Source organism: Cellvibrio mixtus subsp. mixtus J3-8 (assembly GCF_000766945.1).
GTDB lineage: Bacteria > Pseudomonadota > Gammaproteobacteria > Pseudomonadales > Cellvibrionaceae > Cellvibrio > Cellvibrio mixtus_A.
Map to the genome: position 1 here is coordinate 79,261 of NZ_KN266210.1, position 13,712 is coordinate 92,972.

Sequence of the window (13,712 nt, forward strand, 5' to 3'; positions counted from 1 at the left end):
TTTTACTGGATAAAAGTAATCTCTAATACGATTAGCGTTATTTGTCGCAGAGAAAACTTAACTCGAGTTCAATCCTTCCCAGTTTTAAACTGCGGTAATGCTCACCCACTATTGCAAAACCTTCACCACACCGTTCCAGCGCTTTCGGCAATAATCGCCCCCTGGCAAGCGGTAGATTTGCCCATTGATCAATCTCAACGCTTAGCGTAAACACATTCTCATTAGTTGCAGTTACCTTATTTGCTTGTAACACTGAAGGGTTTTTTACAGTAGTGCTATTTTTTTCGGCTGTATTATTTTTTTCGCTTTTGGTATTAGTTTCCAAAACTGCCCCGTCATCGCCTTTTTTAAAGGCTTTTTGTAAAAATCCATTCAAGCCTTCGTCACTGTAGTCGCAATCTTTTTGATTCACATTCATAGAGTCTGCAGCATCTACTGCTGTTACACAGTCTTTGCCAGGGTTTTCATCAGCATATGCCGAAACTGCAACCAACAGCATGATGATAGCGAAAGGTTTCATCGATTGATTTCTCCCGAATGTCTGGAACCAAAAAGAATTTAAAAAACACTTCAAATAATTAATCACTCAAATAACAAAGGGTGCATAAGCACCCTTTGTTAGCAAAAACCAATTCAGTTGTGTGAATTAGAATTTGAAGTCTACACCAACACCAACGTAGGTATCATCACGATAATTTGGGTTAATAACCGCCGGAGTATTAATCATAGGTGACAGGCCATTTTCCACTTTGGTCGCATAGGAGAACAGGGTAGCCGCTTTGGTCATTTTATAATCCAAACCAATACTCGCAGTCTCACCTTCAGTCACGCGTACATCAGATTGACCATACTGTCCTTTCAGTGCCCACTTGTCAGTAATATTCCAGAGAACAGAAGCCAATACGCCGTCTTCATCAACACCAGTGTTGTCATTTTCGTATTGCTCACCCAATACACCCAATTGCACCGGGCCCAGAGTTACGCGCGCAACCGCACGAACCAGGTCAACGCCTTCCGCTTCAACATCCTGATCCATTGCAACAGCAGCATAGAACATCGCGCTGGTATAGCCGAAAGATGCAGAAATACCATTGCCAGGCTCAGTACCTGCCGGGTTATTTTGTTTGAAAGTACCGTCATTTTCTTCCGTCACATAAGCAACAGAACCCGCGAAACCGCCACCAAAAGTTGGAGTGGTGTATTGAACAACGTTACTTGCACGGATTTCGCCTTTGAAGATGGTGGTGAGATCACCTTCCAGATCGTTGAACAAATCAACTTTTTCCTGGGCAACTTTAGTCGGGGTATCAAAATGACCGCCCATGATAGTGCCCGCTACACCTTGCAAACCCAAATAAATATTACGTGGTGCAAAGGTTTGGTTATTTGATCCATTACCGTCGTCAACTTCGGTTTGGTATTCAAATTGGTAAATAACCTTGAGGCTGGAGTTAACTTCTTCGCCACCTTTCACGCCGATACGCGAAGCATTGCTAACCAATTCTACACGGCTATCGTCCAATGCAGCTTCATCAGCATTTTGAACAGAAACGTTTGCTTTGCCGTAAACAACTACGTCAGCAAATGCAACTACAGGGAAAAGGGATGCCAATGCCACGGCCAATAAAGTTTTTTTCATGGAGTTATCTCCTGGAAATGTGTGTGTGATGCACGGAATGAACATCGGTGAGTCAGGTTTTTAAAAGTGACATTTTTATGTCTACTGGGTTGCCATTGTGTGACTATAGGGTTACAGAAATATGACAACCAGCATGTCTTATGACGGGGACGGATTATATAAAGAAAATAACCTGAGTTTTGTGATAAAACCAGTTTTTAAGTCAAAAACACTATCAATTTGCACTATTTTTGCACTTTTGGTCCTATTAAAGACATAAATATCATCCGTAAAAGTGCAGTAGAAGATATAAATCACTCAAAATGACTGATAACGCTATCTCTATACAACCCTTCCAATAGTATAAATGCCTGTTTTTTAAGCATAGTAACATCGGAATATTGCAATTCCGCTGCGATGGTTTCCAAGTGGTTATTTAACGGTTGGTCATCAGACTGCAATAAAAATAATAATCGCGCAGTGAGCAAGTTAGCTGCGCTAAAACATACAACATCCCTGCGATTGCGATAAACCAACAATTGGGTAGGCTCCACCTGCCAATGCGGGAAAGCCGCAGACACTTTATGGACCGGGTATTGGTAGGTCAGGCAAACAGCAACCGGGGAAACACGCGGCCGGGAATTTTCCACATCCGTTGGAAAAACCCCGGCATCCGGAATTACATCCGTGCTGACATCCAATGCCAGTTCAATCCATTCATAATGAATCAACTCTAAAAGATATGCTGGATCGCCGTCGCGCAACCCTCGCACTTGCAATGTATATTGCACAAACTCATCACTGATCTGCACGAAATACGGCGTTTGGCAGTCATGGTTCTGAATAAATTCGCGAACCAATTTATGCCATGAATTATCGCCCAATATGGAACAGGTTACAGGAAATACATTAGCAATAAAGTTTTCAATATTGTTGTAAACCAGATCGCGGTAAATATGCAGCCGACGAGTTTCAACATTCGCAGGGGCCGGGCTTTGCTCCGGCGAGCGCAGGTAAGCGGTGAGTTCTAATTGGATTTGTTGAAATGTTTTCATCGGCTATTTTGCTGGCGAATTTTAATTTCAGTAATTTCCGCTATTAATTCTGGCAGCGGCGGAATATTGAAATCCCGTTCCAGCAAAGTAGGTTTCACACCAAATAATTCGTAGGTTTTTTCCAGCAATTGCCACACAGGATGAATTACCGCAGTGCCATGGGTATCCACGCGCAAATCTTCCGCTTCCTCATAATGTCCGGCGATATGAGTATAGGCAATACGTTCACCGGGCATGCTGGCAAGAAATTCGTATGGGTTATAACCGTGGTTAATACTGTTGACGTAAATATTGTTAACGTCCAGTAACAAAGCACAATCTGCTTTAGCAATCACTGCATTAATAAATTCGCTTTCACTCATTTCCTGCTGCGGAGCATAGTAGTAAGAGGAATTTTCGATCGCGATACGTTGCCCTAAAATATCCTGGGCCTGCAGGATACGCTCAGCAACATAGTCAACCGCTTCTTCGGTAAATGGAATGGGTAATAAATCGTAAAGCTGGCCCTGGTCACTGCAATAACTTAAATGTTCGCTGTAATAACGAATTCCATGTTCACGCATGAATGTTTTTATGGAGCTTAATAAATCAGTGTTAAGCGGGGCGGGTGAGCCTATCGATAAAGACAAGCCATGACAAACAAACGGAAAACGTTCAGTGTATGAGCGAAATTTTTTGCCCAGGCGTCCGCCAATATTAATCCAGTTTTCCGGGGCAACTTCCAGAAACTGAATATCGTCGTCCGTTAAATGTTGAAGTGTATCAAGTAAACTCCGGCGCAAGCCCAAGCCTGCACCGGAAACGTCTGCAATATAATCCATAAGAGGATTAACGAGCATTATTCTGCTTTTTTCTCTTCTTTAGTATCCTTGGTTGCGTCTTTGGTTTTTTCCTTATCTGCACCGCATTTACCTTCGCCACACTTTTGCTCACCTTCAGCTTTCTTATCGCCTTTTGACTCCTTATGTTCAGCAGCACACTTACCTTCGCCACATTTGTGCTCGCCTTCCGATTTGGTTGCGTGGTTGTCTGCCAGGGTATACCCGGCATTCAATTGTGTCGCTGCAAAAGTCGCGTCTGCAGCGGATGCAACGGGAGCCAGCGCAGCAGACGCAACAAAAGCGGCGCCGAGCAAAGCAGACATAGAGGACATTTTATTATTCATCATAAACTCCAGCGTGTTGGTTAAGTGTTGGTGGATCGTTTAAATCAGGGTGAAAACTAACATACCATACTCAACCTTGAGCATCCAACATGGCTTGTTCCCACTGTTTATCCATACGTTTATCCGATACCGGCACCTGGGTTTTGAGCGTTTGGGCAAATAATGAAATACGCAACTCCTCAATCCACCAACGGTATTCAAGTAACGCCAGGTTTTGCGTTAAACGATAATCACCCTCTTTCGCCAAATAATCCATTAACCGCTGCCAATGGGGTGCAACTTCAGCAAGCTGCAATTTATCTTTTTGCGGATTGAGTGCGGCTTTTTCCAATCGCTGCAAGATACCGCGCATATATTTTGGATATTGCTGTAGCCATTGCGGTGGGGTTTTATACACCAACCCGGGATAAAACAATTGCGTTAATTGCTGGTTAATATCGCTAAGGGTAAACGCCAGCATCAGTGCATTTTTTTGTTGCTTTAACTGCTTTTTCACATCAACCAATAACTTCAGGCTACTCACCAGATGATTGGCAAGCTCCTGTGCGTGCGCAATCAGCTTGTCCTTTATCTGATTAATCTGCTCATCAAACGCCGTTTTGGTGCGCAATAATTGTTGTTGATCCGGCACCGCTAATTGTTTTATTGCCGCCATAATTAAATCGTCGGCCACCTGTTCGCGATTACCAATGCCCGCAAGCGTTAACGCAACGTCTTGTCCTTTTAGCAATTCTTTTTGCAAATACTTAACAGTTTGTGCCAACGACAAATACACCAAACGCGTTAATCCGCGCTGGGTCAAAGCCAATGCTTGCAGGGGATTGTCCAACACCTGCAATGCAACAGAGGTGTGTTTATCAACCAGGGCGGGATAGGCACGGATACTGATTCCACCACGAGGCAACTGGATAGCGTGAGGCAACGTATCAAAATCCCAACTGGTAATATTATCGCGCTCAATATTGGTTGCCGCCGACTGAATATTTTGTTGCACTTTTTCGCGGTATTTTTCGCGCAGCGGATTTAAATCGCGCCCACTGGCGATGATTTTTCCCTTGTCATCCACCACATGGATGTTAAAGCGATAATAATCATCCACGCTGGTTTCCAGCCAGGCCTCTTTGGGAATATCCACACCGGTGAGGCGTTTTAATTGCAAGCCCATAGCCTCGGTCAGGGGTTTATTATCGGGTGTTAATGTCGCCAATAATTTATCCACTACATCCGGTACCGGTACAAAATGTTTGCGCAAATTTTTAGGCAGGGATTTAATCAGGCCGATGCATTTATCGCGTAGCATTCCCGGCACCAACCATTCAAGGCGTTGCTCGGGAACCTGATGTAACACACTCATCGGTACATGAATGCTGACACCATCAAACGCATGATTGGGCTCAAAATGATAACTGAGAGGAAACACCATGCCGCGCCATTCAAGTTCATTGGGGAATTGCGCTTCAGTGATATCCCCTGCTCCATGGCGCATCAACGTTTCGCGCGTGATATAGAGCAATTGCGGATTCGTTTGTTCCGCCTTTTTACGCCAGGATTCAAATCCAGCGAGGTTGGTTATGTGCGACGGGATACGTTCATTATAAAAATCAAAAATCACTTGTTCATCTACAACAATATCGCGCCGACGGGATTTCGCTTCCAACTCTTCAAGTGCCAACAACAATTGTTGCTGATGCGTATAAAAATCCTTAAAGCCCGCCTGTTGCTGCAAATGTTTACGCTTGGGATGCTGCGCGTATTGCCCCTCCACCAACGCTGCGCGAATAAATACTTCGCGCGATTGCGCAGGATCAATATGACTGTAATTAACCGATTTTTTCTCAACAATCGTTAATCCATAGAGCGTGATTTTTTCATAAGCCATCACCTGCCCTGCACGCGAATCGTAATGCGGTTCAAAATGCTGGCGCTTGATTAAATGCTCCGCCGCTGCAATCACCCACTCCGGTTCTATTTTGGCAACTGTATGCGCAAATAATTTTGAAGTTTCAATCAACTCTGCTGCCATCAACCATTTAGGTGTTTTTTTAGCGAGCGATGAACCGGGAAAAATCGCGAACTTACGATTGCGCGCACCAAGGTATTCCCGCTCTTCGTGGTTGAAACCTAGATTACCCAGCAAGCCCGTTAACAAGGCTTTATGCACTGCTTCGAAATTGGCGGGTTCGCTATTAATGCGCAAACCCAAATCTTTAATGGCTATGCATAATTGATGGTGCACATCGCGCCACTCCCGCAAACGCAAATAGGACAAAAACTCCTTTTTGCATAATTTTCGTAATTGGTTTTGCGATAGCTCTTGCCGTTGGGTTTCAAAATAATCCCATAAATTTACATATCCGAGAAAATCTGAATGGTCTACCCAAAAACGGCGATGCATTTGATCAGCCGCTTGTTGTTTCTCGGCCGGGCGCTCGCGCGGATCTTGTACTGAAAGCGCGCTGACGATAATTAATAATTCGCGCAAGCAGGATTGTTCCTGCGCTGCCAGCACCATACGAGCAAGGCGCGGGTCCAACGGTAATTTTGCAAGTTGCTGCCCAACCGGTGTTAACTGATTTTTGGTATTTACCGCATGGAGTTCTTCCAGCAATTTGAAACCATCACTGATCAGGCGATGATCCGGGGCATCAATAAAGGGAAATTTATGGATATCCCCCATCCGTAATTGCAGCATTTGCAAAATAACAGCGGCGAGATTGGTGCGCAAAATTTCTGCATCAGTAAACTCGGGGCGCGAGCTAAAATCCTCTTCACTGTACAAGCGAATACAAATACCTTCGGCCACACGGCCACAGCGGCCTTTACGCTGGTTAGCACTGGCTTGGGAAACAGGTTCAATCGGCAGGCGTTGCACTTTAGTGCGATAAGAGTAACGGCTGATACGCGCAAATCCCGGATCAATCACGTAGCGAATTCCGGGGACAGTAATAGACGTTTCTGCAACGTTGGTTGCCAATACAATTCGGCGCCCCGTATGCGGTGCAAATACCTTCTGCTGTTCAGCCAAACTCAGGCGTGCATAAAACGGAATCACTTCCATATGGGCAAACTGCGCTTTACGTAAAGCTTCTGCGGTTTCGCGGATTTCCCGCTCCCCACTTAAAAACACCAGAATGTCGCCGCCGCGGACGCCGGAACCGGTTTTTTCGTGTGATTCAATTTCACGCACCGCATCCACAATTGCGGCATATTGATCCGGGTCAGCATCCTCTCCATCATCATTTTCAAATTCGTAAAGCGGGCGATACCAGACTTCAACCGGATAAGTGCGGCCGGACACTTCGATAATCGGGGCATTATTAAAATGTTGCGAGAAACGCTCCAGATCAATGGTTGCTGAGGTGATAATTAATTTTAAATCCGGGCGTTTCGGCAGCAGCTGTTTTAAATAACCCAGCAGGAAATCAATATTTAAACTGCGCTCATGTGCTTCATCAATAATCAATGTGTCGTATTTATTTAAAAACGGATCGTTCTGGATTTCTGCCAGCAATATCCCGTCTGTCATCACCTTAATTAAGGTGTTTTCATTGGATTGATCGCTAAACCTGACTTGATAACCAACCTTTTCGCCCAGTGTCGTTTTCAATTCTTCCGCAATTCGATTGGCAACTGTATTTGCAGCAATACGGCGCGGTTGTGTGTGCCCAATCAAGCCTTTCACACCACGGCCAATACTCAAACAAATTTTGGGGATTTGCGTGGTTTTACCGGAACCAGTCTCCCCCGCAAGAACTACTACCTGATTATCCGCAATAATTTGCGCGATTTCTTCGCGTTTTTCGCACACAGGCAAAGCGGGAAACTCAATCACCGCTGGAACTAATTGCTGGCGGCGCATCACCTCAGCCTGTGACTGCAACAATTGCTGTTGCCATTTTTCCAGCGCTTGATCGTGGGGTTTACCTGTACGCGCCAGTTTTTCTATCTCGCTCAAACGACGGGATAGCTTGTGGTAATCGCGCCCCATCACGTGGGTAATGGATTGTTTGTAACTTGACCAGGGATTTGACATATAAACTCAACTAGCAGCCCGTTAGTTGTAGATCAACCACGAGCCTTGGGGCTTTTACAAGCAAATAAATTGGCCGTGGATGATAGGTAACACGGCCAGCACCTGCAAGTGAGTTTTTGTGAAGGCTTTTTGTTCTTAACGTTATTGCAGGATAAGGGCTAACAGTTTAACCGGTTAATTAACCGGGCCCGTAATTGGCGTGACTACAAACCATCCATTAACTGACAGGTTACGGACGCTAATAACTAAAAAGCCGTGACCGGATAAACCAGCCACGGCTGCTCTTGGTATACACTATCAACACTCCACACACGTTCGGCAATCCAATCCTTTCCAAACACCACAATTCCATTCACTCATTAATTACGACTAGCCAATGCTAAAGGCTCAGTGGTTTTCCCCATCGCTTTTTCCCAGCAGCTGAACATAGTTTCAAAACCGCTAAAGATGTCATCAACCATTTGTTCCATTACGGGATAACGGATAACATTTTTAGCTTGTTGCGATTTTTGCTTTTTAGGTACGTCTGATTCTAACCAACTACCCATGGTGTGCTCAGACTCTTTGTCGTAATGATGCTCGCCAAAATAAACCAGTTGGTGATAAATCCCCAAACGCTTGGTTAAAATATTCAGGCTCTCAATAAACGCGGCAAATGCAGCTTCCAGGCATTCAACAATGATCAATTTTTCTTGCGCATTTTTACAATGGTTTATCAAAACGACAATGTCATATATTTGACGACGAATGGCAGCATTTTGTGGCGCCCAGATTAATTCCATCGCATCAGCAATACGGTGCCCGCCCCACGCCTGTGCAGATAACTGCAATTTTTCCAGGTCCTGTAAAAACCATAGCCAATGATCACTGTCTTCACTGCAATGCTCATTCAACATAAACTCCACTGGATTACTGGGGAACGGAACGCGCAAATATTCGAGTAAATCCCTGAATCCCAACACAAAAAAAGTCATGTGGGGAACAAAATTAAAAATGGATTTATCCGGATTTTCGGCGTTTCGCAAACGCTGGCAAAACGAATGGTTGGCTAATTGATTTTTATGATTTTCAATCAATTCAAAAATATTGTTCATTGGAGATATTCCTTGTCTGTTATTGGGAAGTGTCATTTTTTTGAACAAAAAAGACACACTTTTCTCTAACAGCAAAACTCCTTCCAACTTCAATGTTTTTTTATAAAATTTTGTGATTGGCCAAACAATTTTACTTCTTAGCGGAAACGCCGAGATCACCCAGCGCATTTTTGAACTCGTCAAAATGATAAGGTTTACGTAAATAAGCATCAGCACCCACTTCCAATGCCCGAGCTTCATCATTACCAAACGTAAAGGCACTGATCACCAATACCGGAACATGGTCGCCTTGCGCGCGAATTTGTTCAACCAAATCCAAACCATTTGCATCCGGTAATTGGACATCCATTAATATGCAAGCCAGGTTATTCTGATGCTCATGATACATAGCCATTGCCTGGGCACCGTCTTCTGCCATGCAGAAAGCAACAGCTAACTTCTTCAGCATTCCGCTGATTACCATCCGATTTACTGGATTATCTTCAACTACCAATACCAACTGCGTCGTTTTTTCCAAGGGTGTATTTTTTAAAACAACGTCTGGCGATTGTAGTGCATCAGTTTGCTGTGAACGGGAAACCTGTTCATTTGCTTTACTGGCAGCAGCTGAAGGGGCAACCACTTCTCCTTCAATTATCTGCACCGGTATTTCACAATGCACCCTAAAACCTTCATCAAGCCCGGATTCAAGCTGCAATTTTCCCTCGAGCAGGGTAACCAGTTCACGCACGATACTCAGACCCAACCCCATCCCGGTATGGATGGACTGAGCCTCTTGCTTGAATGGTAATGCCAGGTTTTCCAATTGGTCCGGCGTCACGCCAATTCCATCATCCATGAGCGTGATATGTAGGCATTCGTTCTTCAATGACACATCGATAAGCGCATAAGTTCCATTACTGTGTTTTAACGCGTTATCAATAATATTGAAAAGAATCTGGCGAATTTTTAAAACATCCGCATAGATCCAGTGCGTATGGGTTGGATCGGGCCGGTTGGTTAAACGTAAGGGCAATGGGCCGCAGGCGGCATAGTGATCAAAGATATCGTTGATCAACTGCTGGATACAGATGGCTTTGGGATAGAGCTTGACCTTTTCGGATTCAAGCAGCGAGATAGTCAATACATTGTCAACCATTCCCAATAATTCGCTGCTGGAAGCTCGGACATGTCGCACCAGGTTTTTCTGGGCAGGGTCCAGAGGCGAATCCAGCAAGAGATCATTTAATCCCATAATACCGTTAATCGGTGTACGTAAATGATGGCTTACATTTGCCAAAAATACGGCCTTCGCACTTAATGCCTGTTCGGCTACATCCAACGCTTGTTCAAGCTCCATAGCAGTTTTTTGATGATTATTGACTTCATCGCGTAATTGTTGGGTCAGTTCATCAGCCAGAAAATTATTAATAATGCACGGCAGCAGCACCCCAAAGAGCATACTGGTAGCAATCACCAGGCTGTAACCAAATATCGCCGCCTCGGGAATGGGCCGCAAAAAAGGATAATCAATAAAATGCAGCCCATTAACAAGCAGCACTATGGCAAAAATACGGACAAGGCTGTGCAGGTGATTATTTGTCAGGGTTTTGAATGCAACATTGACTTGTGGAAGCGCTACTGCAATTGCCAGCGGTAATGCAACCCAGGCGAACCCGGCACCAAATAGATAGGCACTAACACTGACACACAGTGCAAGAAGATAAATCACCCAGTAGCGAAGAAATGAAAAAGGCTGGTGCGTAATGCAACAAAGAATGTAAACCAGAAACCACGCCGTTACGATGTAGGAGGAAAAAGCCAAAGCACCGGACAAGGGTGAATCAATCAGCGCCCCCTGGGCAGCGAAATTTAATAAAGTACTAGCCCATACGCCCACCAACAAACCAAAAATGTAGCGGCGGTAAATTGTCCACAACGCAATAGCGACAAAGCCATTCAGCAATAGCAACAGTGGATATACCCACAGCAATGTTTCTAATGGCCCCACACCCGATTCCCCCGTAAATTCTCAGGGAAATTCTAGCAGTAGATTCATCCATCGACGCTTTTTACCGTTAAAAAACCGCAGCAGAAATGGATATATGATCTTATTACTTGTGGCACGTGATAGGGTTCACAGATGCTTTAGGTGCCACACGGATAGTTAACGCTCATTAGAGGATTTTTCTCACACCGGGAAACCGCAGGAAAAGACTGGTAAGAAGTAAACCCGACACGAATGTTAATAAGCTGGCAACAATAAATTTGATGTACGGGTTTATTGCAAAGGGACCCAACATTACAGAAATAGCCACCAAAACAGGCGCATGAAAAATAAAGACGCCGTAAACCCTGCGTGCAGTCCATTGCGATAATGGCGTTGGTACTGACAGAAAATGGCGAAAGTACCATAACAATCCCAGAATAATTCCCCAGGCTGTTAGCGGATCCCAAAATGCATAATAAACAGCATTGGTGTTCCATCCACCTTCAAATGCACCAGTGCCCAACAAGTGCGCAAGCGCAAAAGGCAAGGTGGAAATAGCGGTAAGAGAAATAATTACCCAGGGCATGACGTATTTGCCATTCACTTTGTCCAGCAATTGATGTTTGTAAGCGGCACAACCGGCAAAAAATAAAAATACATAACAAGGGAAAAAGCCTAATTGCAACCAAAGCACTTCATGACCAACCGGGATTTTCAAGCGTACGATAAAAGAAATAATACCCAATCCAAGTGCTATTAACAGGAGCGAGATAAACCCCGGCAAACGCGCAGGACTCCAGCGTGTTACATCAACGAATTTGTTAACTAACAAATACACCACGGCGAAAATCAATAAGGCTTCGGCAAACCATAAAGGCCCGGGGCCAAATTGTTGTTCTTTGATCATTAGCCAATATTTTTCCGCAATATTTGCTGGAGAGTCGTGCGCCAATGCAATGGTTAACGGGGATAACAGAAAGAAATAAAACAGCAACGGAATTCCCAGGCGCACACATCTATCGATTAAAAAACTCGCTGTTGTTTTACGCTCTAATGACGCGACCATAAAATAGCCGGATAGCAAAAAGAAAAATCCCATAAAAAAGGATTGGTCAATCGCATTGAGCATAATCAGGGGAACAACGCTGGCATTGGGAAGTTCGCGCCAATACCAGCCACCGGAACCGCCGTAGGTAATTGCAGCGTGGTGCAAGACAACCAAAAAGGTTAAAAGAATTCGCAGGTGATCAAAATGGGCTTGCCGCTGCGCTGATGCTGTCATTATTTCTATATCCCCAAAGCTAAAATGCAAATCCGCAATTAATTGCTTTGATGCAGTTTTAGCGTTGATGGATTCAGCGCGCGCGCACTTTTATTCTTCGTCAGTCAAGTTCGTGGCTAATACTTTATCAACACGGCGACCATCCATATCGACAATTTCAAACTCCCAACCTTGCAATTGGATTTTATCGCCAGTAGCCGGTACACGGCCCATCACCAGCATCATTAATCCATTAAGGGTTTGATAACTGCCCTCTTCCGGTAAACCATCAATGTGCAAACGATCTTTAAAATCGACAATTGACAGCATGCCATCCAGCAGCAAAGAACCATCATCACGGCGCACGATGTAAGCATCCTCACCTTCTTCACCGATAAATTCGCCAGTTAATGCTTCCAGCAAATCTTGCAAGGTAACCAGGCCGCGCAATTCACCGTACTCATCTACCACAAATACCATTTGCGTGCGCGAGCGACGGAAGAAATCCAACAGCTCCATGGCAGTCAAGGTTTCAGGAACCGCCTGGCAAGGTTTGGCCAGTTCGGCAAGGTTCACATTATCGCCACGAATAGCTGCTGCCAATAATTCTTTTGCGTTAATAACACCAATCAAATTGTCATTTTGTTTAGTGCACACCGGAAAACGCGAATGCGGCGATTGCATAACACGAAGATAGTTTTCTTCGGTAGAAAGTGCGGTATCCAGATAAATCATATCCGAACGCGGAACCATCAATGACACGATGTTGCGATCTTCGAGACGCAACACGTTTTTCACCATGGTATGTTCCTGCTCTTCGAGAATGCCAGAGCTGGAACCTTCATCGAGGATTGCGTGAATATCTTCTTCTGTAACTTGTTGGTTTTGATTGTGATGAAATCCCAATAAACGCATCAAGGTGCGCGTAGAAGTAGAAAGCAAATGTACAAATGGTTTGGTGCATACCGCCAGCAGTTGCATCGGCTTGGCCACTGTACATGCGATGCGCTCGGCACTTAACTGCCCGATACGCTTGGGCACCAATTCCCCCACAACAATAGATAAGTAAGTCACTACCACAACCACCAGAATCGTGGCGAAGTTATCGCTAAAGTGGGTGGGCACACCAAACGTTTGCAGCCAGAGTGCAAATGGCTCGGCCAAAATGGATTCACCAAAAATACCATTCATGATGCCAATGGAAGTGATGCCAATTTGCACAGTGGACAGGAATTGGGTGGGATCTTCAGCCAGCTTGAGCGCTATTTGCGCCGATTTGCTGCCTTTGTCAGCAAGAATTTGGAGGCGGGACTTTTTAGCAGTAACAATGGCGATTTCCGACATGGCAAATAAGCCATTGAGCAAAATCAGACCCAACAATATAAAAATTTCCATGAATTCCTGTGGACTTCATCAATAAGGGGGCCTGAGTATACCACTCCAACCGCGTACGCAAAGACCTGGCAAGGTTAAGCTTTGGTAATCTTAATAACCGCTTTTTTTCATAGAAGTATTTA

The 13,712-nt window shown here is 44.6% G+C and carries 10 protein-coding genes; all 10 read right to left on the reverse strand.

Annotated elements, in window-relative coordinates:
* Positions 1–37: 37 nt before the first annotated feature.
* Complete coding sequence (locus A596_RS15310; RefSeq protein WP_039916371.1) at positions 38–520, reverse strand: hypothetical protein; 483 nt, start codon at positions 518–520, stop codon at positions 38–40.
* 126 nt (positions 521–646) lie between these two features.
* Positions 647–1,639 carry a porin gene (locus A596_RS15315; RefSeq protein ID WP_039916372.1) on the reverse strand — a complete coding sequence of 331 codons (993 nt, stop codon included), beginning with the start codon at positions 1,637–1,639 and terminating at the stop codon, positions 647–649.
* Positions 1,640–1,932: 293 nt separating this feature from the next.
* Positions 1,933–2,673, reverse strand: coding sequence for an HvfC family RiPP maturation protein (locus tag A596_RS15320; RefSeq protein ID WP_039916373.1), 741 nt, complete (start codon positions 2,671–2,673; stop codon positions 1,933–1,935).
* Positions 2,670–3,512, reverse strand: a complete 843-nt coding sequence (locus tag A596_RS15325) for an HvfB family MNIO-type RiPP peptide maturase (protein ID WP_052417566.1) — start codon at positions 3,510–3,512, stop codon at positions 2,670–2,672. Before A596_RS15325 ends, A596_RS15320 begins: the two co-directional genes overlap by 4 nt.
* On the reverse strand, positions 3,512–3,838 hold the full coding sequence (locus A596_RS15330; RefSeq protein WP_052417567.1) for an HvfA family oxazolone/thioamide-modified RiPP metallophore: 327 nt from the start codon (positions 3,836–3,838) through the stop codon (positions 3,512–3,514). Before A596_RS15330 ends, A596_RS15325 begins: the two co-directional genes overlap by 1 nt.
* 70 nt (positions 3,839–3,908) lie before the next feature.
* Positions 3,909–7,871: an ATP-dependent RNA helicase HrpA gene (hrpA, locus tag A596_RS15335; protein WP_039916376.1), complete on the reverse strand. Its 3,963-nt coding sequence runs from the start codon at positions 7,869–7,871 to the stop codon at positions 3,909–3,911.
* 359 nt (positions 7,872–8,230) lie between these two features.
* The gene (locus A596_RS15340) at positions 8,231–8,965 is read right to left on the reverse strand and encodes a hypothetical protein (protein WP_039916379.1); all 735 of its coding nucleotides are present in this window, start codon (positions 8,963–8,965) and stop codon (positions 8,231–8,233) included.
* A gap of 130 nt (positions 8,966–9,095) precedes the next feature.
* On the reverse strand, positions 9,096–10,955 hold the full coding sequence (locus tag A596_RS15345) for a hybrid sensor histidine kinase/response regulator (protein ID WP_039916380.1): 1,860 nt from the start codon (positions 10,953–10,955) through the stop codon (positions 9,096–9,098).
* A 166-nt stretch (positions 10,956–11,121) separates the two neighbouring features.
* Complete coding sequence (locus tag A596_RS15350; protein ID WP_052417568.1) at positions 11,122–12,216, reverse strand: acyltransferase family protein; 1,095 nt, start codon at positions 12,214–12,216, stop codon at positions 11,122–11,124.
* Positions 12,217–12,306: 90 nt separating this feature from the next.
* Positions 12,307–13,590 (reverse strand): hemolysin family protein, encoded by a 1,284-nt coding sequence (locus tag A596_RS15355; protein ID WP_039916382.1) that lies wholly within the window; start codon positions 13,588–13,590, stop codon positions 12,307–12,309.
* Positions 13,591–13,712 lie beyond the last annotated feature (122 nt).

What these genes read in the sequence shown, in the direction of transcription:
- A596_RS15310 (WP_039916371.1), bottom strand. Translation starts at nt 520, where the DNA reads ATGAAACCTTTCGCTATCATCATGCTGTTGGTTGCAGTTTCGGCATAT.
- A596_RS15315 (WP_039916372.1), bottom strand. Translation starts at nt 1,639, where the DNA reads ATGAAAAAAACTTTATTGGCCGTGGCATTGGCATCCCTTTTCCCTGTA.
- A596_RS15320 (WP_039916373.1), bottom strand. Translation starts at nt 2,673, where the DNA reads ATGAAAACATTTCAACAAATCCAATTAGAACTCACCGCTTACCTGCGC.
- A596_RS15325 (WP_052417566.1), bottom strand. Translation starts at nt 3,512, where the DNA reads ATGCTCGTTAATCCTCTTATGGATTATATTGCAGACGTTTCCGGTGCA.
- A596_RS15330 (WP_052417567.1), bottom strand. Translation starts at nt 3,838, where the DNA reads ATGAATAATAAAATGTCCTCTATGTCTGCTTTGCTCGGCGCCGCTTTT.
- hrpA (WP_039916376.1), bottom strand. Translation starts at nt 7,871, where the DNA reads ATGTCAAATCCCTGGTCAAGTTACAAACAATCCATTACCCACGTGATG.
- A596_RS15340 (WP_039916379.1), bottom strand. Translation starts at nt 8,965, where the DNA reads ATGAACAATATTTTTGAATTGATTGAAAATCATAAAAATCAATTAGCC.
- A596_RS15350 (WP_052417568.1), bottom strand. Translation starts at nt 12,216, where the DNA reads ATGACAGCATCAGCGCAGCGGCAAGCCCATTTTGATCACCTGCGAATT.
- A596_RS15355 (WP_039916382.1), bottom strand. Translation starts at nt 13,590, where the DNA reads ATGGAAATTTTTATATTGTTGGGTCTGATTTTGCTCAATGGCTTATTT.